This window comes from Vibrio sp. 10N.261.55.A10 (assembly GCF_041470825.1).
GTDB lineage: Bacteria > Pseudomonadota > Gammaproteobacteria > Enterobacterales > Vibrionaceae > Vibrio > Vibrio crassostreae_C.
In genome coordinates, this window is sequence record NZ_JBFRNC010000021.1 from 28,430 (window position 1) to 49,767 (window position 21,338).

Below are 21,338 nucleotides of genomic sequence, written 5' to 3' on the forward strand. Positions count from 1 at the left end.
GGGTGAATATAAATTCACATTGTCGCTTTGGTCGGTATTTGGTCCTGAATCGTGTTGGTTTGATAGGTCTTATGTTCTAAGGGAATGTGGGTAAGCGATCGCTTCAACACTGTGCGTTTGCTAGCCAGTTAGAAGAAAGATTCAATGAAAAGACGAGTTTAGTGTGATGCTCTAGTAACAAATTCAGGTATAATCGAGCTCATTTTTATCAATAAAAGAACACTATGAATCAATATCTAGCGGTTACCTCAAATGGCCTTGAGAATTTATTAGTTGAAGAACTAACCCAACTAGGGATTACAAACGCAAAACCTGTTCAGGCAGGTGTTAAATTCAAAGCCACCAATGAGCAAATTTATCGTTGTTGTTTGTGGAGCCGTTTGGCTTCTCGATTTGTACGTGTCCTTTCTGAATTCACTTGTATGGACGACATGGATTTGTACCTATCAACCACTGCGGTTAACTGGGTAAATCAATTCCATAGCTCTAAGCGTTTTGTTGTTGACTTCAATGGTACGAACAACGAAATCCGTAATAGCCAATACGGTGCAATGAAAGTAAAAGATGCCGTTGTTGATTGCTTTGAGAAGAAATCTCTGCCTCGTCCTTCTATCAGCAAAGAGAATCCAGACATTCGCATTCACGTTCGTCTACACCGTGATAAAGCGATTCTTGGTGTTGATATGGTTGGCAGCGGTCTTCACCAACGTGGTTACCGTCCAGAATCAGGTCGTGCACCTCTGCGTGAAACACTTGCTGCAGCGATTCTTCTTCGTAGTGGTTGGGATGCGACTAAGCCTTTCCTAGACCCTATGTGTGGTTCAGGTACGTTAGTGATTGAAGCGGCAATGATGGCTGCAAACATGGCTCCAGGTGTTAAACGTCAGAAGTGGTGTTTTGAATCACTAGAAGATTTCGAACCAGAGCTATGGGCTGAAGTGAAAGCTGAAGCGAACGTTCAAGGTCGTCGTGGTGTTAAGAAAGTGGAATGTAAGTTCTATGGCTACGACAATGATGAACGTATGATCAAAACTGCGCGTGACAATGCTCGTCGTGCCGGTGTTGAAGAGTTGATTGAATTCGAAGTAGGCGATGCTGCAAAGCTTAAGCGTCCTACAGAGTTTACTGATGGTGTGATTGTTTCTAACCCGCCTTACGGTGAACGTCTTGGTACCGAGCCGGGTCTTATTGCACTTTACACAGCATTCGGTGCACAGCTCAAAGCTGAATTTGGTGGCTGTAACGCATCTATCTTCTCTAGCTCAGACGAGCTACTAAGCTGCTTACGCATGCGTGCAGATAAACAGTTCAAGTTGAACAACGGTGCGTTACCGTGTCACCAAAAGAACTACTCAATTTCAGATCGTCCGATGTCAGAGCGTCCATCAGGCGAGCAAGAACAATTGATTGCTCCTGACTTCGCAAACCGTCTTAAAAAGAACATCGGTAAAATTGGCAAGTGGGCTAAGAAAGAGCAATTAGATTGTTACCGTATCTACGATGCGGACTTACCAGAATACAATGTAGCGATTGATGTATACCCAGGTCATCTTGTGATTCAAGAATACGCAGCGCCTAAAGATGTACCGGAAGAGAAGGCTAAACGTCGCTTAACCGATATCATCCGTGCTTCTATTCAAGTAACAGGCGTAGAAGCAAACAACGTTGTGCTTAAAGTTCGTCAGAAACAGAAAGGCCGTTCTCAATACCAGAAATTGGCTCAAGACTCATCGAACTTAGAAGTGAACGAGTATGGCGTTAAGCTGATTGTTAATCTTCATGATTACCTAGATACCGGGTTGTTCCTAGATCATAAGATCACTCGTCGTCGTATCGGTGAGATGGCCGCAGGTAAGGATTTCCTAAACTTGTTTGCTTATACAGGAAGTGCATCTGTTCATGCTGCTGTGGGTGGTGCTCGTTCTACAACTACTGTTGATATGTCTAATACCTACCTAGAGTGGGCGAAAGAGAACATGGAGCTTAACGGTCGTGTTGGTCGTCAACATCAGTTTGTTCAAGCTGACTGTCTACAATGGCTAGCTAAAGAGCAGGGTTCTTATGATCTGATCTTTATTGATCCACCTACGTTCTCTAACTCAAAGCGTATGGATCAATCTTTCGATGTTCAACGTGATCACATTCAGCTGATGGAAAACCTTAAACGTCTTCTTCGTGAAGAAGGCACGATTGTGTTCTCTAACAACAAGCGTCACTTCAAAATGGACTTGGAAGCTCTAGATGAGTTAGGTCTTAAGGCTCAGAATATCTCAGCGAAGACACTTCCATTGGACTTCTCTCGCAATAAGCACATTCATAACTGCTGGTTGATTACACATAAGTAGTTAAGAGATCGTATAAGGATATATAGTGCTGACTCTCTACAGTACAGAAGGGTGCCATCTATGTGAGATGGCATTCCAACTCACGGAACAGTTAAACATTAGCCATCACGTCAACGTTGTTGACATTGCATTTGATGATGAGCTCTTTTCCCGTTACGGGGTCACTATTCCGGTGCTCAAATTTGAAAGCTCTGACCTTTCTCAAAGCTCAGAGCTTAACTGGCCATTTGGCTTGTTAGAACTTAATGATTGGTTAAAGAAGAATGGCATTACTTACAATTCATAATGGGCAATTAGCGTTTGGTGATCACCCATTATTAGATCGTGCGGACTTCGTGCTGCAAGAAAACGAACGTGTATGTTTAGTAGGGCGCAATGGCGCTGGTAAGTCGACATTGATGAAAATCCTATCTGGAAACATCATCATGGACGACGGTAAGATGCAAATCACGCAAGATGTGGTTGTGTCTCGTCTAGAACAAGATCCACCGCGTAATGAACAAGGTACAGTTTATGACTATGTTGCTGGTGGCCTTGCTGAAATCGGCGAACAGCTGAAGATCTATCATGATCTTCTGGATCTCATCGCGACAGACCCAAGTGAAAAGAATCTAAACCGCCTTACTCGCGTTCAAGAACAACTGGATCATGCTAATGCATGGCGTTTTGAAGATCGTGTAAGTAACGTATTGGCAGCACTTAAGCTGACTGCTGAAACCAAACTGACAGATTTGTCTGGTGGTTGGCAACGTAAAGCGGCACTTGCTCGTGCGCTTGTATGTGACCCTGACGTGCTTCTACTCGACGAACCGACTAACCACTTGGATGTTGCAACCATTGAATGGTTAGAGGGCTTCCTGAAAGACTTCCGCGGTTCAATCATCTTTATCTCGCATGACCGTGCGTTCATTAAATCGATGGCAACACGTATTGTCGATCTTGATCGCGGTAAATTGAGCTCTTTCCCGGGCGATTACGAAAATTACCTTGTTGAGAAAGAAGAGGCGCTTCGTGTTGAAGAAATGCAAAACGCTGAATTCGATAAGAAGCTTGCTCAAGAGGAAGTTTGGATTCGTCAGGGCATCAAAGCTCGTCGTACTCGTAACGAAGGCCGTGTTCGTGCGCTTAAGAAGCTACGTGAAGAACGTTTGAACCGTCGTGAAGTGCAGGGCAAAGCGATTATCCAAATCGACGATGGCCAGCGTTCAGGCAAGATTGTATTTGAAGCTGAGAATCTTAACTTTGGCTTTGAAGGCAAAGAAATTGTTAAGGACTTCAGCTTCAATATCATGCGTGGTGATCGTATCGCTCTAATTGGCCCGAATGGCTGTGGTAAGAGTACGGTACTTAAACTGCTTCTTGACCAGCTTAAGCCTGATTCAGGTCGTTTGCATTGTGGCACTAAGCTTGAAGTCGCTTACTTTGACCAATACCGCGAAATTCTAGACCCTGAGAAGTCTGTAATTGATAACCTCGCAGATGGTAAGCAAGAAGTGACCGTAGGTGGCCGTGAGCGTCATGCTCTAAGCTACTTACAAGATTTCTTATTCTCTCCAAAACGTGCTCGCACTCCTGTTAAAGCACTATCTGGTGGTGAGAAAAACCGTCTGTTATTGGCGCGTATTTTCCTTAAGTCGAACAACTTGTTGATTCTCGATGAGCCAACCAACGATCTAGATATCGAAACTTTGGAACTTTTAGAAGATTTGCTTGCCAACTATCAGGGTACGCTGCTTTTAGTGAGTCACGATCGTCAGTTTGTTGATAACACAGTGATGACAAGTTGGATCTTTGAGGGTAATGGCGTTATTGAAGAATTTGTTGGTGGTTACCACGATGCTCAGCAGCAAAGAAAGCAAGCATTAGAGTACCGACAGGTTGAAAAGCCATCAAAGCCAGCGAAAGTAGTTGAGGAAACTCCCAAAACTGCACCAGTTAAAGCTAAACCTAAGAAGTTATCGTATAAGCTACAACGAGAGCTAGAAGCGTTACCAATGCGTTTGGAAGAATTGGAAACTCAAATTGAAACTCTTCAGGAAGAAGTCAACGATCCAAGCTTCTTTTCAAAATCTGTAGAGCAGACACAACCAGTATTAGATAAGCTATCTGCAGCAGAGCAGGAGCTTGAAGTTGCTTTTGAGCGCTGGGAAGAGCTCGAGGCACTACAACAGGAAAGTTAAGAAGTAATAATGACTTGTACTAAATTCAAATTAACAACTGTTGCAGCCCTAGTTTTGGCTGCAACTAATGCCAACGCTGCGCTTTACAAGGTCGTTGAAGTCACTCCTTCAATTACAGGTGCCTCTGAAATCTATGGTGTGGCGATTCAACCTGGTGTTGCGACAGACGGAACGAATGAGCTTGCGTTAGGTTGCTTCGATTCAGCTGCAACCAACTGTACCGATAGTGCATTTAAACTTGCTGGTGAGACTCGCGATACGCTTGAAGCGGTAAGTTATCGTGAAGAAGTACCATTCGCAATGGATGCACCATTTCAGTACATTCAAGAGCGTGATGATTTCGAAAACTATTGTTATCGAGAGCTGAGATATTCTACATGTGAAAGTTGGGCTGAAAACCGTTGGAATGACACTTGGAGTAAGGAAAGAAATGACCTTACTCACGTAAATGCGAAAGCGTTTGTTGAAGGTGGGGATACTTTTGAAACTCGCAATACGGTAATCAATTCTTTAGATGAGAATGCCCAACCTGTGGGGATCAAATCCAAAGATGATATTCGCAATAATGCATTGTTTACGACGACAGCGGCGCCAACTGGAGCTTCAGAAACTCGTGCTTGGAAAGCGATAACGGCAAGCAACGGTACCGTTTACAATGTAGGTAGTATCTCTGAAGAGTTTGATCCGACTGACACTTCTGAACCAGATAAGGCGTTTGCTTCTAAAGCGGCAATTTGGGGTGGCACAACAACAAAAGAAATTGATTGGGTCAGAAGTGGTAATGCCCAACAAGGCGATTATTTTGCTCAAGGCAGTATGCGTTCAATTGTTGAGTCGAGTTCGATCTTTTATGGTGTCGGTTACAACACTGTAGATGGGAATGGCGACCTTCAAGACATGAACGCAAGTGTTTTTGTTAGTGATTCATTAGACATTTCAGGCTCTTGGTCAACGAAAGTTATTAGCGGTGCAGAGGTTAAGTCTGGTTCATCTAACGATGATGCTAGATACAGTAACTCAGTAGCAACCGATATTAACGACAACTTGTTTGCAGTTGGATATTCAAAACGTAACGGTTATGTTCCTGAAAATGGTAGTGCCGGTAATAAGCCTTTTATTGTAACGGATGCTAAAAACCCAACAGCAACGTATTTGTCTGGCGGTATCTTCTTCAGTGGCTCAAGCGGTGAAGCTAAAGCGGTAAATAATTACAATGAACTTGTTGGCCAGATCGATGCGGAAACGACGCGTGAAGTCGATGGCAGCGAAAGAAGACACAGAGGCTTTATTTACCCTTACGATCTCCCGTCTTCAACTGATGAACGCCGTGTTGATATTTTTGGTGGTAAAGCATGGTGGTTAGATGACTTAACAAATGATGGTGATGCGTCTAGTCACAATAACCAATTTAGAATCATTGATGCGACGGATATCAATGATGCTGGCGTGATTTCAGCAACGGCTATCAAATGTACAGTCGACGGTAATGATAAGCCTTATGACACAACATCACACAACTCATACTGTGGTGGTGCCTCATCTAACGCAGTCGAAAAGGTTGTAGCTGTTAAGCTTATCCCAATCAAGGGAGCAAGGTATGACACTGGCTCTGACATTGATAGCGTAGTAACTCGTAGCACCGACACCGAGAAAGTTGAGCGCCAAGGTGGTAGCCTAGGTTGGTTAACTTTGACTGTGCTTGGTCTATTAGGGTTCCGCAGAAAATTTAAATAATTTTATCTCCTGAGCCCGAGTTCACAATTCTGAACTCGGGCTTTTTTTCACCTTGAGAAAAGTGAAAATTTGACCGATTCTTAAAGTTGGAGTCACAAAAACTCCGTAAAGTTGTAATCATTGTATGTTAGTAAATGTAACACCCGTATGAGGACTGCACTATGAAGAGACAAAAGCGTGATCGACTAGAACGAGCACAATCTCAAGGCTACAAGGCTGGTTTAAATGGACGGTCGCAAGAAGCTTGCCCATATAGCCAAATGGATTCTCGGTCTTATTGGTTAGGTGGATGGCGTGACGCCAAAGATGACAAGCAATCAGGTCTCTATAAGTAGATAGGGCGTAAAGAATTCAAGGTCAGGGCTCCATTGTCTGTTGATTACAACGGCTGGAGCCTTGTTAGTTTCAGAACAACACAAAGACTCCCAGAGCTATGTAGCATTCTAGTTTCGCTATCATAAGCGTATCGCTGGTGGATTTATCCTGTTTCAAGCTTAATACGGGATACTTTAATGCACTATAACTAAACTTATTGGAACGAAAATAAAGCAGCCATGGGCTGCTTTACTAAAAATCTAACTATTAGATTAGAATGCTGACGTATCTTGGAAAAGGCCAACTTTCAAATCTTTAGCAACGTAGATCTCTTTACCATCAACAAGTACGCGACCATCCGCAAGGCCCATAACTAGACGACGGTTAACAACACGCTTCATGTGGATCTCGTAAGTTACTTTTTTCGCAGTAGGTAGAATTTGACCAGTGAATTTCACTTCGCCAACACCTAGAGCACGGCCTTTACCTTCGCCGCCAACCCAACCAAGGTAGAAGCCAACAAGCTGCCACATTGCGTCAAGACCTAGACAACCAGGCATTACTGGGTCACCCGGGAAGTGACAATCGAAGAACCATAGGTCAGGAGTAATATCCAGCTCAGCAAGAACTAAACCTTTACCGTAATCACCTTCAGTTTCAGACATCTTAGTGATGCGATCCATCATTAGCATGTTCGGTGCTGGTAGTTGAGGGCCTTGTGGCCATAGTTCGCCTTGGCTTGATGCTAGAAGCTCTTCGCGAGTGTAAGAATCACGTTTGTTTTGCATTATCAATTACTCCGATTTTTGATAGGTGCATATTAGTGAACAGGTGTACGCTAAACAAGTCCGATCAGTACTAGACAAACCAGTTTTTAATGCGTCCAACGATTCCAATAGGGTGCTCATGTCTTTCAAAGTTTTCAATACGTTCCGCGATTTTACTCAGAACGCTTTCTTGTTCATCGTCTCTAAATGGCTTGTTCATAATGAGAGGAATTGCTTCGTCTACATTAGACACAGACCAAATATGGAATTCTTCATTCTTAATGCTTTCAATAAGGTCAGGCTTTAGTGCAAGATGCCTTAAGTTCGATCTTGGAAGGATCACACCTTGTTCGCCTGTTAAGCCGTTGTGCTTACACACATGGTAGAAGCCTTCGATTTTCTCGTTTAGCCCGCCAACAGCTTGCACACGTCCAAATTGGTCAACTGCACCTGTAACCGCAATTTGTTGATTGATAGGGTATTCAGACAAAGCACTCACCAGAGAACAAAGCTCAGCAAGAGAAGCACTATCGCCGTCTACTTCGCAATACGATTGCTCAAACACAACAGAAGCAGCGTATGGCAACGGATCTTCAAGGTTTAGTGCGCTGCTCACAAATGCTTGCATGATCATCATGCCTTTAGCATGAAGATTACCACCCAGCTCGGCTTTGCGCTCAACATCGGCAATATCACCATCACCAAAGTGAATAACACAGGAAATTCGTGCAGGTTCACCATACGATATTGGGTGTCCCGGTACATCGATGACCGTCAATCCATTAACTTGACCAACTTGTTCACCTTCAGTTTCGATAATGACTTGGCCATCACGAATATCATCAAGGGCGCGTTCTGGTAGATAAGATTCACGGTTGTATTTGTGCTGTTGAGCTTGCTGGATATGGTGAATATCAATCTCACCATTGTCGGCTTCAATCAAAGCTTCGTTCAATAACGCGTTGTGCCAAATAGGGCACAGTGGGATATAGCTTTGATCTTCGGTTTCTCTTGCTCCGGCAGTAAGAATGCCAGTCAACGCTTGTTGCGTGATGGTTGGCAATTCATAATGTTGTTGAAGCCACTTAAGGTAACCAAGATATTGAGTCAAAGTCTCTTCAGAGAGCTTGATATCTTGTTCAATTTCGCTAAATAGGCAAAAACCGGTTTGAATATCGCTGTCCAGGTAATCAAGGTCACCTAGTTGAGCTCTGTCTCCAACCACAATCAACTTAATGTTGTAAGTCAAAGGCAAAGTCGGGGATTGGTTCAAGTGCTCTGGATTACTGCTGATTGGTTCTACGACTTCACCAAGCAGTGCTGATTTAAGCAGTAACCAGCTTCCTGGGTTGGCCAAGATCAAGTTTGCTGAAACGATCAGATAGCCGTTGTTTGCTCTAGCCAGTAGGCCGGGCTTTGTCGCTACAACCTTACCGTCTTTTGACTGAACTTGGTCAAACAGAGAGACAGCATTTAAAGACTCAGTTTTTATAACCGGTAGAGTGTGATCATCTAAAGCAGTGACTAGAGATTCAACAATCATTTGACGATAGATCGAATTGTCTGGAGCGTTTACAAGTAAAACACGCGAAAGGTTAGACAAACGGACAAAGCGGGTTAGCGCATCTTTGAATCTATGTTGAATATCTGAAAACGGGAAAGGCGAGATGTCAGGGAATTGCTCTAATTGAGCGCTATATTCGTCGTACTGAGGCGTAACATGTCGCCAATCTACTTGAGTCATTTAAGTTTCTGATTATGATAATGAGGTAGGGAGTATATAGAAAAACCGATCTCGCTTGTAGCTCTATGTTGTAGTTACTAATCACTAAGCTAATATAAGTATGATCTTGGTCTATTATTTCAAGATCATAATTGTTAAATAGCCTATTTTGGGTTACGCTGTCACTAGGATTAACTCTCGAGATTAGACATGAAATATCAGCAACTTGAAAACTTGGAATGTGGTTGGAAATGGAACTATCTGGTCAAAAAATGGAAAGAAGGCGAGTCGATCACCTGCCACATAGATTCAAGCGAAGCTGACGTTGCTGTTAAAGCCTTATTGAAGCTTGAACACCAACCTACAGGTGTCCCTGAGTGGATATCTAACAACATGTCTCCTGAGCTCGATAACAAGCTTAAACAAGCGATCAGAGCTAAGCGAAAACGCCACTTCAATGCTGAACAAGTTCATACAAAGAAGAAATCAATCGACCTTGATTACCGTGTATGGGAAAAGCTATCTCAACGTGCGAACGAGCTAGGTTGTACGCTCTCAGATGCCATCGAGTATTTGGTTAGCGAAGCGTCTCGTAGTGAGCAGGCCAGCAAGACGGTGACTAGCCTCAAAGAAGACTTAAGCAAGCTCCTTTCTGACGATAAATAACCATCAACAGTAGTGGTGACATTATGATGTACGTAATCTTAATCGGTGCGGTATTAGTTTTTTGGTTAGTAGCAGTCGACCGACCGGTATTGAAAATTAAATTTAGCGACGGGGCGATCGAACAAGTTAAAGGGCATCTTCCACCGAGCTTTAAACACAACCTTCAAGAGATTGGTCATAACAATACCTTTAAAGGCGAGCTAAAAGTGTATGCAAAACGTTCTGGTTACAATCTCAAGTTCACTAAAGATGTTCCTAAAAACGTACAGCAACGTATTCGTAACGTGTTCCCGCATAATGGTTTTAAGTCTAAAGGCTCAAAGAAAGCGTAATCGTTGAGAGTTACGCGTTAGCTGGTCAATCCTCATACTAAGTTAATCCTTCATTTCTCTTAAATCTCCGCATACTGTTCTCACCCTCAACAAAGAGAGAGCAGTATGAGATATCTAGTATTACTATTATGTTTTTTATCCCCAGTCGCTTTTCCCGACGATGCATTGGTTAATCCTGTAGCTAAAAAGATAAAAGTCACCGTCATGAAAGGGCTCAACAAGAGTAATGTTGATTTCGAGGGTTATTGCGATCTGATGATTGAGATGAAGCACTCTAAAGGTTATGCAAGAATCAAAAAGGTGAGAACGTCTGGAGATAGTAAAGTTTGCAAGCAGGCGAAAAAACACCTACCGACGAAGAAAAGGTTCAAATACAGCTTTCCAGAAAAGTATATCCGGCTACATATCACACACTAGCCACTCTCAACGCACTATAACTAAATATCCTTAATTTTATTGAAACAATTTCGTGAACCAATCTCTAATTTCTATTAATATTAGTTTTGTTATAAAGGCAGGATATGCCGATACAAGAGCATTTACGGCAAAGGAAAGTCACGGTTGTTGTTAGCAAATAAAAGTTATACCCCTGAAGTAGTTGAGATCTCAAGGAAGGTCTCAATCAATGTTGAAGCTCGCTTTAATCGATGGTTAATCTCACCTGAATATAAGCTCGCACAATCTACAGTAGACACGTTACTAAGTTTGGAAAATAGGTATTGTGATAGTGTCATATTTGATGAATCTGACCGCATATCTCACAATCAACGTATTTTATTGCGCTGCGAGCAGGATAGAGTCAATGCTCATCGTGAAAAAGTCGACGCGAAGCAACAAACCTTACGATACGTTATCGATGATGTCAGCAATGCCGCTTCTGCGCTAATGCTTGAGAAGCTTCAAGGTACCTTAATAAGTTCGTTGTTTTCAGACTTACCCGATTACAATCAGTTCGCTAGTGTTGCGTATTCGCCATCTTTAAACTTTTCCAAACTCCATGAAATATCCGCGAAAAGTAGGCCATTGAGCTCAAGTTTAATCGAGTTTGTTTCCAATCAAGAGTTTGCAGATAAATATGGAAAGAAATCTAAGGTAATTCTCGATCCAAAAGTTGCAGCACGACAAATAGGAATAGAAAATTGTCGTTTATTGTTCCCATTGTTAATGAGTCAACAGCTGATTAAGTGGAATGATGGCAACATTAAACACATCACACCTAAGGTTTGGCAACACTTGGTCGTGACGTCAAATGCGACTCGAATTCGACTTCAAGAAACGTCGGTTAAAGATCCTAACGTAGGCATTTTACTTGGTGTGTTGAGAGTTCTGCCTTTTTTTTTAATTTGTAACCACTTTTCTTCAACGTTTGAAGACGCATTGGTAAAAACGATGCTTGGTTATCGTGAAGCAAGTGACAAGCATGACGAATATTATGCTTGTACTGAGGTGATGCCAAACACACAGTTTCTTGAATCAATGGTCGAGCAGCTAGAGCTTAAGCTACTAAAAAACCTCGTTGAATTTATAGATTGGAGCCCTGGAAATCAGTTCATCAAGAGGGCACTTCTAGAGGAAGTGAATGACATTCCAGTACTTGAGCGAACGGTTTATGGTGCAGCTTTGGCTCAAGGTAGAAAATATTCTGTTTTCGAGGCGTTAGATAATAGTGAACTATTTAACGTTAAGCACCGACCTTATTGGTTTTCAACTGTTCAAATGTCTATCGCGACGATTGAGCAGATGCAAGATAAAGGATTGGGAAAGCTTACGGTGAACATGTAATAAAAAGAGAGAGTCTCATTAATGTCGCTCTCTTTTTTGTTGCGCTGTAACTTTATGTGAATGTCTTGTTTTGGCGCTAAACAGTAGGATTACACTCTACTTAACTGACCACTTCGAAGGTAAACGACTCTTGCTTTGCTATTGCGTGTTTAACAGGGATACCAAGGCGCTGGCAAGTCATCAGAACTTTCAATTTCCTGTCGGCAGGAGCGTGCTCTGACAGAATCACCGAGCTTAGGCACTCTCTATTAAGGTAGAGTTTATTTCCGATCATCTCGTCATCAGGTAATACCCAGCGGTATTCCTTTTCATAACGCCAATTAGAATGCTTAATTTTGAATATCTCAGCTCCCAGTCTTGATGTTTGTAAACCTCTTAGCGATGCCGGGCGGAACATATTCGGTTCGTCTTCATACTGGACTTCAAAACAGTTGAGATTGGCCTCACCGTTATAGCAGTTGAGATCATACTCGATACACATGCCTTTAAAGTTGTCACCATACTGCGACCATAGTATTGGGTGGTCGTTCGACTGAGAGAAACACATGATCTTAAAGTTTTGTTGAAGCTCTTTGTTGAATGCGTGGTTAGATTCAAAAGGGTTATTAAAAGTTTTAGCGTAATCAAACCACAACGAACACTCGGAAATAGATTGTATGTTTCTGTCGTGGAGTGATCTGAACTTATAAAGTTTAGGCAACATATCAAACACCTAGTTTACAAAATTGCCTGATGTTAACACTTTAATTTATTTTTAAGGATTGAATGCATAGCATTTGATTGCTTAATCACCAAATTTATTCGTATAACTGTTTGATAGATCAAAATTTAAACACGAAATAGTAGCCTGTTAAAGTGGTTTATTTTGCGTTAGGGCAAAGCTTTCAAGTTGTAACTTTTTACAGAAGATACAACGTAACTTTATTTATGGTTGAATTGTCTTGTCAAAGTAGAGGTCGAGTAGGGAAATAGGTGATCAAAATTAAAGCCGAGCTTTAAAAGGACGGCTTTAGTAGTATTGAGCCTACGAGTGAATCAAGTTTAGAAGTGGTACCTTGCACCTAGGTAAGCGGTTTGAGGTGACACATCGATGGATTCAATTTCAACGTTTGCATAGCGGTAACCAATATGGATATCGATGTTGTCTGTTACCATCGCACCAAGCTCAGCACCAACTTGGTAGGCTGCTTCAGACTTAGAGTCTGATACTCCAAAAGCTTTCGCTTCCATATCCATAGAGCCAACACCGGCTAATAAAGATACATACAGATCTAATACGTCACCTTCAACAATAAACTTTGGTTTAATGTTTACGAAGAAAGCATGGCCTTCAATATCCATTAAGTCGTTATAGCTAACTTTTCCGATTTTTCGGTACTCGGCTTCTAGCCCCAGTTTGACGACATCATGTGTATTGAATTCGTAGCCTCCAACCAAGTTATAGCTAAAGTCTGATAGATCAGATGAATCTTCAATGGCGCTGCCACGATATTCTAATTCAGTTTCATTATAAAAGCCGATATCAACACCAGCATAAAAATGACCATGCTCTCTAGGTGAGTTTTCGTTTTCACTAGCAAGCGCCTGCGAGCTGATGCCAAAAAAAGCGGTGAATAGCGATAGGGCGATTGTACTGATTTTCATGTAAAGCCTTCTAAGATAATAAGTTATTCTGTTCCAGAATATGTTAACAAACAAAAGATACTCTAACTAATTGAGAACTAGCCTAAAGATCTGATTTTAAAGACTTGTTGGTAATAGAAGTGTCATTATCGCAGTTATGAGACAAGTTAATATAGTCCAGACAGAGGTTAATAGAATTTATGTTGCACTGTAACTTACGATTAGCCAAGTCGTTTATAGAAGTTCGTTTTGGATGGCAACGCAGTTTGGTAACAATGACCGTTGGGCATCAGAAAATTCAAAGTTAGTGGTTTGAAAAACGAGTACGGATGTTACTGATGACGTTGATAGTTGATTCAATTTGGTGAAGAACAAGCCAACATAGGTAAACAAGACTAGATGATTCGGGAGTTCGCTTGGTCTTTTGGGACCGTTAAATCTAGCGAACAAGAGTAACCAAGTCTTTTCAGTTTATTGGTAGTACGGACAATAGACCGAGAGTTAGTGGAAGCGTTAATCATCTAGGTTCTTTTGGTAAGCAAAATCAGGGTAATAGCTTTTAACACTCAACCAGCAGAGACTCTGGACTAACTTTGGAGAGGCATCCGTAATTAGAAGTCTTAATTAAGTTTGAGCAGACATGTGATAAAGCCATCACGATTTAATCCAATTAACGCGGAGTCAAAGCCAGCCAGTAATTAAATAGATAGATTCATGCGGCGCTGTACGTAAAATTACGCGAGTAACAGGCCCTGAAACCTCTCAGATTTCAATCTCCTTTTTGGTGCGTATTATGTATATTATGTTAAATGGTGTTTGGTATTTATAAGGCAGGTATCTTTGTGCGATGCCCTGCCTCTTGTTTATCTACCAAATCGATGTTCTATTTAACAGTAAGGCTATTTACCATAAAATACCTAATAAACATATTTCCTAATCTTCGATTAAGAATACGTTTATTAGACTTCAAGCATTAATCGATCAATTGCTTCTGTGATCTCTTTAGTTCTTACTGGCTTGGTCACGAAATCATTCATGCCGACATCTAAGCACGAACATTTGTCTTCTACTGATGTGTGTGCTGTTAGCGCAACGATTGGTGTTTTGATGTTTGCGTCTCTCATGTATTTGGTTGTGGTTAATCCATCCATGACCGGCATCGACACATCCATTAAGATAATGTCTATTGATTCGTTGCCTCTTTCAATAAAGCCAATCGCTTCTTCACCATTACTTGCGATGAAAACCTCGTGGCCTTGTCTTGTAAGGATTAACTTTATCACCATTTGATTCGTTGGATTGTCTTCGACAACTAACACTGAATAACGGCTTCTTAACTCTCGTGAAGATTCGTCTTCTTTGTTAGCCAGATTATTCGTAACTCTAGTAAGCACTGGCAACTGTACTTCGAATTTGGAGCCTTTTCCAGGCTCACTCTTTACCGATATGCGCCCGCGCATCAGTTCAACCAGTCTTTTAGTGATGGCCAAGCCTAAACCTGTGCCACCAAATCTACGTGTGATTGTGCTATCAGCTTGCACAAATGGACTGAACAGCGACGAAAGTTGTTGCGAGCTAATGCCAATCCCTGTGTCTTCCACCGTTATATAGAAAGAGCTCTGCTGGTACTTTATAGAAACATGGACATGCCCACGCTCAGTGAACTTAATCGCGTTACCGATCAAATTAAATAGGATCTGTGCCAAGCGACTTGGGTCGATGTAATGAAGTTCACCTTCAGGGATATCGCTAGTTACTGTTAGCGGCAAACCTTTATCGTCTGCTGTCTTCTTTTGTTCAGATAATACAAAAGTTACAGTGTCTCTTACGTTGCTCCATTGAGGAGCCAACGAGAAACACCCAGATTCAATCTTAGAAAAATCCAATACGTCACTGATAATTGCCAGCAATAGCTCAGATGATGTGCTCATATTAAGCAGTATAGACTGTTGTTCTTCGTTCAATGATGTGGATTTTAGGGTGTCTATTAGGCCAATTATGGCATTTAGCGGTGTTCTTAATTCATGACTCATCATCGCGAGGAATTCAGACTTGGCCTTGTTGGCTCTTTCTGCGTCTTTTCTTGCTGTGACAAGCTCTGCGGTACGTTCTCGAACGGTTGCTTCAAGCTTTTCTTTGTTCTCAATATCGAAAACAGCACGCTCTATCAACGGTCGAAAACGGTTTAGTGTGGCCTTAGTTTCAATACTAAAGTGCTTGGTATTCGAGTGGATAAAGATGATGACGGATTGTGTTAGTCCGCTATCGATACCAGTAATTAGAACAGAGTTGATTTGATCGAGGATAATGGGATGTAAGGAATTGAATTCACCCAGAGACTTGGGTTCAAAAAGGATGGCGCATTCTCCATTGATCACTCGAGATAACTTGCCACAATCACTCCAATTCATCTGTTCGAAGACTTTGTTATTGCTTAGCAGGGTTTTGAAACTGCCTTCGTTCCCTACCCTTGATACCACGATAAAGTCATCAAACTTAATGTATTTTTTGAGCACGAACTCGAGACTGGAGAATATCTCAGATATGTTACTTGCCTTACTGATCGCAGAGATGGTTGATAAGATCACCCTGTTCTCTTCAGCCAGCTTTCGCTCACGGGCTTTTAGTTTTTGCAGTTCAATACGTGCTTCTTGCAGCGCTTCTTGACCTTCAGAACCCATTACTTTTTCAACCTATAAAACGTTGCAGACGATACCATTAAATTCCCGTGTGCATTCTCGCCACCAGAGAGCCTGCCTTGTTCACCAAACGTAAATGGACATATGTATGGGAGCCCATTAAGTGCTTGATTTATTTGGTCACAAACCTCATCCATATCTTGTTTAAGGTTCAACATTGGGCCTGCACAAAAGATATTGATCGCCCCTAGTTTCTCTTCAAGATCCATGTCGTTGTAGTATGAGGAGTGAATGATATTCGCGGCGCGGCTAATCAACTGCTGCTTAGACCCTTGCATCAGGTAGATGGTGTCGCCTTCACTGATGTCTGTGAACAGCTCAATCCCATTACACTCCGTCTCTCTGATCGAATGAGACAATTTGAAATATGGGTAATCGTAAGAAGAGCCGACTTTCCTGCCTAATGGGTAGACTGACGACTTTTCGAATATGTAGCCATCATCACTGCCATCTAAGTGGAAATTAGTCCATTCGTTGTAAACGGTGACGGCTGGCCTGTGGTCTATCTCCAACAAAATTCGGTTTCTTACTTTGGTCACGGTGCCTGAATACCGCGTAGGCGTATGACCCGCGCTGAAAGAGGAATAGATGGACTGAGACGCAAACACTACCGTTAAAGACACACCATTTATAGACAGCGACTCTTCGGTGAAGATACTCCAATTTCCGGAAACCTGGTTGTCTGCAGCACTGCCACCAATAATTGGCACTTCAGTACCAAATTTCTTATCGATAGCCGCCATCACCTTTTCTTCGTTACCCGGTGTGGAATGCAGCAAGATAAGATCAGGAATTTCACCTTCTCGGTTGGCGTTCTTGAGTGCTTTGTCTATCGCGCTGAAGGTACTGCGGTCTATGGAGTCGCTGAAATGTTCGATTCCCGTACCATAGGCGTTGATCCCCGAGTCATGAATAATGAGGACGCCAATGACTGGACCAGAATGAAAACCAGTTTCGGTCATAATGCCGTGACAAGTAGTACAGCCATGTATGGGAGTGTTCGGGAGAGCATCTACGAAATATCTCTGCACAGCGAGTGTCGAATACTCTTCTGTGCAGTAGCAAATAAGACAAGCAATATCGTCAGGGTTTTCCACCCCGCTGAGCAACTCATCTACTGCGATTTTATCATCTAGGGAGTAAGAGACTTTTGATAGAAATTTCATAGATTCTGGGTAACTTTATTAATGCTCTCTTTATAACACTTTAATGCATTGTGTTTCACTGATTTGGTACATGTTTCTATCAAAAGAACCGAGGTGTGCCCCAGTTTCTCTCTGTTACTCCTTAGAAAGGTTTACAGAAAACGTGCTCAACTGTTGTGGAAATGTAACCGTTATTGAGGAGGTCTTATCACTAGTTTGTAACAGCCAATTTGATGGTCCTTTTTCTTCCAGAATTCCGCTTTCATTATAGCTAATGATAAATTTGCCAGTTTTAGATGTTTCGATCGAATACCCTAGGTTATTGCTTGAAACTGAAACATTATGATTATCAATACCAAATTTACAAGGTTTTGAAACTATACAGTTTACTGTTTCGTTATTATCGTATGTTACTGTTCTCCAAGTAAATGCAGCTATTAAAATAACCAACATGACGATAATTTGAACAAGCCTGCCTTTTGTTAGCTTTTGTGCCGCCATTATAATCTTTACTCCTTGTTACAAAGTTCAAAGTTTTTAAATAAAAATCCAATTCCAGACCAAGCGTAAGGTTACTACTCTGTCATTGATTTGTTAATTCAAGTATAGTGTCGCGTTGAAAATGCCACTTTTTTTTAAAATCAGCAAGTGGAAATAAAGCCCTGAATAGGCTGAATTTCCTTTTCTAATTTGGGTGGCATTACGACGTGAGTCGTGTTGGAAGTAAAGTGTAGTAAATAAGAAATTGGAAGCATGCAAATGAGCCAAGAAAAGCAGCTTGAACAAAACTACAACTATACGGTCGTCCGTCAATTTACCCTAGTTACAATTTTGTGGGGTATTGTCGGTATGGGCGTTGGTGTTTTGATTGCCGCTCAATTAGTTTGGCCACAGCTAAACTTTGATACGCCGTGGTTGACGTACAGTCGTTTACGTCCCCTGCATACTAATGCGGTTATTTTTGCGTTCGGTACAAGTGCGCTGTTTGCAACATCATATTATGTTGTACAACGTACCTGTCAGACGCGTCTCTTTGGTGGCCCTCTCGTAGCCTTTACCTTTTGGGGTTGGCAAGCGATTATCCTGTCCGCTGCAATTACTTTACCGTTAGGTTTAACCTCTGGTAAAGAATACGCAGAACTTGAATGGCCAATCGATATTGCTATTACTCTTGTGTGGGTAGCTTATGCGATCGTGTTCTTCGGAACCATGATTAAACGTAAGACATCGCACATTTACGTAGCAAACTGGTTCTTCGGAGCCTTCATTATCACGGTTGCCGTGTTGCACATCGTTAACAGCCTAGCTGTTCCTGTCTCTGCGTTTAAATCGTACTCGATTTATTCCGGAGCGATCGATGCAATGGTGCAATGGTGGTACGGACACAATGCGGTAGGCTTCCTATTGACAGCTGGTTTCCTAGGCATGATGTACTACTTCGTTCCTAAACAAGCTGGTCGCCCTGTTTACTCTTACCGTTTGTCGATTGTTCACTTCTGGGCTCTCGTGTCTCTGTATATCTGGGCTGGTCCTCACCACCTACACTACACTGCACTTCCTGACTGGACTCAATCTCTAGGTATGGTTATGTCTTTGGTTCTGTTTGCTCCATCTTGGGGTGGCATGATCAACGGTATTATGACTCTATCTGGTGCGTGGCATAAGCTTCGCTACGACCCAATCCTACGTTTCCTAATCGTTTCTCTATCATTCTACGGCATGTCGACTTTCGAAGGCCCAATGATGGCAATCAAAACGGTTAACGCACTATCTCACTACACGGACTGGACTATCGGTCACGTTCACTCTGGTGCGTTAGGTTGGGTTGCAATGGTTTCTATCGGTTCGGTTTACCACTTAGTTCCTAAACTATTTGGTCAAGAGCGTATGTACTCTGTATCCCTAATCAATGTTCACTTCTGGTTAGCAACGATTGGTACGGTTTTCTACATTGTAGCAATGTGGATCTCTGGCGTGATGCAAGGTCTGATGTGGCGTGCAGTTAACTCTGACGGTACATTAACTTACAGCTTCGTTGAATCTGTAGAAGCGTCTTACCCGTTCTACTTTGTACGTTTCTTAGGTGGTTTCATCTTCCTATCTGGTATGTTCTTAATGGCATACAACACGTACAAAACTGTTTCTGCACCTAAAGATAGCCTTAAAGCTATCCCTCAACCGGCTTAAGGAGATTTAGAATGAGCTCAAATTCAAATAATCGCCATGAGTTGGTAGAGAAGAATGTTGGCCTACTAGCGATTCTTATCGTTATTGCTATCAGTTTTGGTGCTTTAGTAGAAATTACCCCACTTATTTTCCAAAAGCAGACTACTGAACCTGTAGAAAATCTACGTGTTTACTCTGCTCTGGAAATGGAAGGTCGTGATATCTACATTCGCGAAGGTTGTAACGTATGTCACAGCCAAATGATTCGTCCTTTCCGCTCTGAAACTGAACGTTACGGTCACTACTCTGTAGCTGGCGAAAGCGTTTGGGAACACCCATTCCTATGGGGTTCTAAGCGTACTGGTCCTGATTTAGCGCGTGTTGGTGATCGTTACTCTGATGAGTGGCACCGCGTTCACCTTATCGACCCTCGCGAACTTGTTCCTGAATCAAACATGCCTGGTTTCCCATGGCTTGCTGAGAATGTACTTGATGGCAAATTGACTAAACAGAAGCTTGAAATCTTCCGTAATCAATTTGGTGTTCCTTACACAGACGAACAAATTGCTAACGCTAAACAAGATGTTGAAGGAAAAACAGAGATGGATGCAATCATCGCTTACCTTCAATCGCTTGGCCACGCAATGAAATAAGGAATAATTATGGACATTATTACATTTCAAAGTGTTTGGACTGTTACTGTTTTTGCTTGTTTCATCGGCATCGTTTGGTGGGCTTTCGGTAAAAATCGTAAGTCGCGCTTCGACGAAGATGCAAACCTAGTGTTCGCTGATGAAGCACCTGCGAAAGATAAAAATCAAGGAGTGACGAAGTAATGAGTACATTCTGGAGTATTTGGGTAACAGTAATCACAATCGGTACATTGATTGGCTGTGCAGCCTTACTTCGTTGGTGTTCCAACGATAAAACAGGTGTAGAAGAAGGTCAGGATATGGGCCATGAATACGATGGTATTCGTGAGCTTAATAACCCGCTACCTAAATGGTGGACATACCTTTTCGTTAGCACAATTGTGTTTGCAGCTGTTTATCTAGCTCTATACCCAGGCCTTGGCAACTTTAAAGGTCTACTAGGTTGGACGAGTTCAAACCAAACAGTTCGTAGCGTAGAAGAGTCTCGCTCTGCAATCGCTGCTGCGCAAGCAAACAAACAGTTAGACGCATACGCGAAAGAGCTTGATGATGCAGACACCTACTTTGGTGAAGCATTCAGAAAGCTAGCTCACGACGAAAATGGTCTACGTTCCGTCCCTGACATTGCATCAGATGCTGATGCAATCAAAGTGGGCCAACGTTTGTTCCTACAAAACTGTTCTCAGTGTCACGGCTCTGATGCACGTGGTCAGAAAGGTTTCCCGAACCTAACTGATGACGCATGGCTATATGGTGGTGAACCACAAGCTATCGTTACTACCATCATGCATGGTCGTGTCGGTCAAATGCCAGGTTGGAAAGACGCTCTTGGCGAAGAAGGCGTAAAAGAAGTAGTTAGCTACACGCTTAGCCTTTCTGGTCGTAGCGTAAACGCACGTGAAGCAGAGGCTGGTAAAGCGCGCTTTGTAGTGTGTGCAGCCTGTCACGGTACTGATGGTAAGGGTAACCCTGCTGTTGGCGCACCTGACTTGACTGACCGCGACTGGCTATTTGGCGATTCTCGCGCTGATGTGACGGAAACAGTCATGTACGGACGTTCTGGTGTAATGCCGGCTTGGAAGGACATCCTCGGTGAGGATAAGGTTCAGCTCGTCTCTGCCTACGTCTGGAGCCTCAGCAACTCAGATAAAGAGTAACATAATAATAACAGCCCCTTCTTAAGGGGCTGTCTTTCTTTTACAGTTATA

20 protein-coding genes are annotated in these 21,338 nt (G+C 42.4%); 13 read left to right on the plus strand and 7 right to left on the minus strand.

All coding sequences use genetic code 11. The features are described 5' to 3' along the window. The first annotated feature begins 224 nt into the window (after positions 1-224). The 5 genes from rlmKL to rmf all read left to right on the plus strand — a co-directional run bounded on the left by rlmKL (position 225) and on the right by rmf (position 6,594). Complete coding sequence (gene rlmKL / locus AB4274_RS05785) at positions 225-2,345, plus strand: bifunctional 23S rRNA (guanine(2069)-N(7))-methyltransferase RlmK/23S rRNA (guanine(2445)-N(2))-methyltransferase RlmL (protein ID WP_017059679.1); 2,121 nt, start codon at positions 225-227, stop codon at positions 2,343-2,345. Between the two features lie 25 nt (positions 2,346-2,370). Continuing rightward, the gene (locus AB4274_RS05790; RefSeq protein WP_019823251.1) at positions 2,371-2,631 is read left to right on the plus strand and encodes a glutaredoxin family protein; all 261 of its coding nucleotides are present in this window, start codon (positions 2,371-2,373) and stop codon (positions 2,629-2,631) included. Next, positions 2,609-4,525: an ABC transporter ATP-binding protein gene (locus AB4274_RS05795; RefSeq protein ID WP_372111306.1), complete on the plus strand. Its 1,917-nt coding sequence runs from the start codon at positions 2,609-2,611 to the stop codon at positions 4,523-4,525. Before AB4274_RS05790 ends, AB4274_RS05795 begins: the two co-directional genes overlap by 23 nt. A gap of 9 nt (positions 4,526-4,534) precedes the next feature. Further along, positions 4,535-6,259 (plus strand): DUF3466 family protein, encoded by a 1,725-nt coding sequence (locus AB4274_RS05800; protein ID WP_102321154.1) that lies wholly within the window; start codon positions 4,535-4,537, stop codon positions 6,257-6,259. Between the two features lie 161 nt (positions 6,260-6,420). Continuing rightward, complete coding sequence (gene rmf, locus AB4274_RS05805; RefSeq protein WP_017059676.1) at positions 6,421-6,594, plus strand: ribosome modulation factor; 174 nt, start codon at positions 6,421-6,423, stop codon at positions 6,592-6,594. A 252-nt stretch (positions 6,595-6,846) separates the two neighbouring features. On the opposite strand, the gene fabA is transcribed toward rmf, so the two are convergent. Together fabA and AB4274_RS05815 are read right to left on the minus strand one after the other, a co-directional pair. Then, a complete protein-coding gene (fabA, locus tag AB4274_RS05810; protein WP_017059675.1) occupies positions 6,847-7,362 on the minus strand; it encodes a bifunctional 3-hydroxydecanoyl-ACP dehydratase/trans-2-decenoyl-ACP isomerase in 516 nt (171 codons plus the stop codon). Positions 7,363-7,432: 70 nt separating this feature from the next. After that, on the minus strand, positions 7,433-9,085 hold the full coding sequence (locus AB4274_RS05815; RefSeq protein ID WP_372111308.1) for an AAA family ATPase: 1,653 nt from the start codon (positions 9,083-9,085) through the stop codon (positions 7,433-7,435). Positions 9,086-9,274: 189 nt separating this feature from the next. Here AB4274_RS05815 and matP point away from each other — a divergent pair, with 189 nt between their 5' ends. From matP to AB4274_RS05835, 4 genes are all read left to right on the plus strand, one after another. Further along, positions 9,275-9,730, plus strand: coding sequence for a macrodomain Ter protein MatP (gene matP / locus AB4274_RS05820; protein WP_102321156.1), 456 nt, complete (start codon positions 9,275-9,277; stop codon positions 9,728-9,730). A 23-nt stretch (positions 9,731-9,753) separates the two neighbouring features. Next, positions 9,754-10,062: a DUF3634 family protein gene (locus AB4274_RS05825; protein ID WP_017059672.1), complete on the plus strand. Its 309-nt coding sequence runs from the start codon at positions 9,754-9,756 to the stop codon at positions 10,060-10,062. Positions 10,063-10,167: 105 nt separating this feature from the next. Then, a complete protein-coding gene (locus AB4274_RS05830) occupies positions 10,168-10,479 on the plus strand; it encodes a hypothetical protein (RefSeq protein ID WP_017059671.1) in 312 nt (103 codons plus the stop codon). Positions 10,480-10,623: 144 nt separating this feature from the next. Beyond that, a complete protein-coding gene (locus AB4274_RS05835) occupies positions 10,624-11,844 on the plus strand; it encodes a hypothetical protein (protein ID WP_372111311.1) in 1,221 nt (406 codons plus the stop codon). 100 nt (positions 11,845-11,944) lie between these two features. Here AB4274_RS05835 and AB4274_RS05840 read toward each other — a convergent pair whose 3' ends face one another. The 5 genes from AB4274_RS05840 to AB4274_RS05860 all read right to left on the minus strand — a co-directional run bounded on the left by AB4274_RS05840 (position 11,945) and on the right by AB4274_RS05860 (position 17,812). Continuing rightward, on the minus strand, positions 11,945-12,547 hold the full coding sequence (locus AB4274_RS05840; RefSeq protein ID WP_017059669.1) for a DUF2971 domain-containing protein: 603 nt from the start codon (positions 12,545-12,547) through the stop codon (positions 11,945-11,947). A 338-nt stretch (positions 12,548-12,885) separates the two neighbouring features. After that, on the minus strand, positions 12,886-13,488 hold the full coding sequence (locus AB4274_RS05845) for a porin family protein (protein ID WP_017059668.1): 603 nt from the start codon (positions 13,486-13,488) through the stop codon (positions 12,886-12,888). 938 nt (positions 13,489-14,426) lie between these two features. Continuing rightward, complete coding sequence (locus AB4274_RS05850; RefSeq protein ID WP_017059647.1) at positions 14,427-16,148, minus strand: ATP-binding protein; 1,722 nt, start codon at positions 16,146-16,148, stop codon at positions 14,427-14,429. Next, positions 16,148-17,332 (minus strand): FIST signal transduction protein, encoded by a 1,185-nt coding sequence (locus AB4274_RS05855; protein ID WP_017063855.1) that lies wholly within the window; start codon positions 17,330-17,332, stop codon positions 16,148-16,150. The genes AB4274_RS05850 and AB4274_RS05855 overlap by 1 nt, the downstream gene beginning before the upstream one ends. 114 nt (positions 17,333-17,446) lie before the next feature. Then, a complete protein-coding gene (locus AB4274_RS05860; protein WP_372111313.1) occupies positions 17,447-17,812 on the minus strand; it encodes a hypothetical protein in 366 nt (121 codons plus the stop codon). A 252-nt stretch (positions 17,813-18,064) separates the two neighbouring features. Here AB4274_RS05860 and ccoN point away from each other — a divergent pair, with 252 nt between their 5' ends. Genes ccoN through ccoP form a run of 4 tightly spaced genes read left to right on the plus strand, consistent with a single transcriptional unit; the run spans position 18,065 to position 21,287 of the window. Beyond that, complete coding sequence (gene ccoN, locus AB4274_RS05865; RefSeq protein ID WP_102424429.1) at positions 18,065-19,498, plus strand: cytochrome-c oxidase, cbb3-type subunit I; 1,434 nt, start codon at positions 18,065-18,067, stop codon at positions 19,496-19,498. A gap of 11 nt (positions 19,499-19,509) precedes the next feature. Beyond that, the gene (gene ccoO, locus AB4274_RS05870; protein ID WP_017059643.1) at positions 19,510-20,130 is read left to right on the plus strand and encodes a cytochrome-c oxidase, cbb3-type subunit II; all 621 of its coding nucleotides are present in this window, start codon (positions 19,510-19,512) and stop codon (positions 20,128-20,130) included. Between the two features lie 9 nt (positions 20,131-20,139). Beyond that, the gene (locus tag AB4274_RS05875; RefSeq protein ID WP_004733679.1) at positions 20,140-20,313 is read left to right on the plus strand and encodes a CcoQ/FixQ family Cbb3-type cytochrome c oxidase assembly chaperone; all 174 of its coding nucleotides are present in this window, start codon (positions 20,140-20,142) and stop codon (positions 20,311-20,313) included. Next, positions 20,313-21,287: a cytochrome-c oxidase, cbb3-type subunit III gene (gene ccoP, locus AB4274_RS05880; RefSeq protein ID WP_017063857.1), complete on the plus strand. Its 975-nt coding sequence runs from the start codon at positions 20,313-20,315 to the stop codon at positions 21,285-21,287. The genes AB4274_RS05875 and ccoP overlap by 1 nt, the downstream gene beginning before the upstream one ends. Positions 21,288-21,338: the final 51 nt, after the last annotated feature.

What these genes read in the sequence shown, in the direction of transcription:
- rlmKL (WP_017059679.1), top strand. Translation starts at nt 225, where the DNA reads ATGAATCAATATCTAGCGGTTACCTCAAATGGCCTTGAGAATTTATTA.
- AB4274_RS05795 (WP_372111306.1), top strand. Translation starts at nt 2,609, where the DNA reads ATGGCATTACTTACAATTCATAATGGGCAATTAGCGTTTGGTGATCAC.
- AB4274_RS05800 (WP_102321154.1), top strand. Translation starts at nt 4,535, where the DNA reads ATGACTTGTACTAAATTCAAATTAACAACTGTTGCAGCCCTAGTTTTG.
- rmf (WP_017059676.1), top strand. Translation starts at nt 6,421, where the DNA reads ATGAAGAGACAAAAGCGTGATCGACTAGAACGAGCACAATCTCAAGGC.
- fabA (WP_017059675.1), bottom strand. Translation starts at nt 7,362, where the DNA reads ATGCAAAACAAACGTGATTCTTACACTCGCGAAGAGCTTCTAGCATCA.
- AB4274_RS05815 (WP_372111308.1), bottom strand. Translation starts at nt 9,085, where the DNA reads ATGACTCAAGTAGATTGGCGACATGTTACGCCTCAGTACGACGAATAT.
- matP (WP_102321156.1), top strand. Translation starts at nt 9,275, where the DNA reads ATGAAATATCAGCAACTTGAAAACTTGGAATGTGGTTGGAAATGGAAC.
- AB4274_RS05825 (WP_017059672.1), top strand. Translation starts at nt 9,754, where the DNA reads ATGATGTACGTAATCTTAATCGGTGCGGTATTAGTTTTTTGGTTAGTA.
- AB4274_RS05830 (WP_017059671.1), top strand. Translation starts at nt 10,168, where the DNA reads ATGAGATATCTAGTATTACTATTATGTTTTTTATCCCCAGTCGCTTTT.
- AB4274_RS05840 (WP_017059669.1), bottom strand. Translation starts at nt 12,547, where the DNA reads ATGTTGCCTAAACTTTATAAGTTCAGATCACTCCACGACAGAAACATA.
- AB4274_RS05845 (WP_017059668.1), bottom strand. Translation starts at nt 13,488, where the DNA reads ATGAAAATCAGTACAATCGCCCTATCGCTATTCACCGCTTTTTTTGGC.
- AB4274_RS05850 (WP_017059647.1), bottom strand. Translation starts at nt 16,148, where the DNA reads ATGGGTTCTGAAGGTCAAGAAGCGCTGCAAGAAGCACGTATTGAACTG.
- AB4274_RS05855 (WP_017063855.1), bottom strand. Translation starts at nt 17,332, where the DNA reads ATGAAATTTCTATCAAAAGTCTCTTACTCCCTAGATGATAAAATCGCA.
- AB4274_RS05860 (WP_372111313.1), bottom strand. Translation starts at nt 17,812, where the DNA reads ATGGCGGCACAAAAGCTAACAAAAGGCAGGCTTGTTCAAATTATCGTC.
- ccoN (WP_102424429.1), top strand. Translation starts at nt 18,065, where the DNA reads ATGCAAATGAGCCAAGAAAAGCAGCTTGAACAAAACTACAACTATACG.
- ccoO (WP_017059643.1), top strand. Translation starts at nt 19,510, where the DNA reads ATGAGCTCAAATTCAAATAATCGCCATGAGTTGGTAGAGAAGAATGTT.
- AB4274_RS05875 (WP_004733679.1), top strand. Translation starts at nt 20,140, where the DNA reads ATGGACATTATTACATTTCAAAGTGTTTGGACTGTTACTGTTTTTGCT.
- ccoP (WP_017063857.1), top strand. Translation starts at nt 20,313, where the DNA reads ATGAGTACATTCTGGAGTATTTGGGTAACAGTAATCACAATCGGTACA.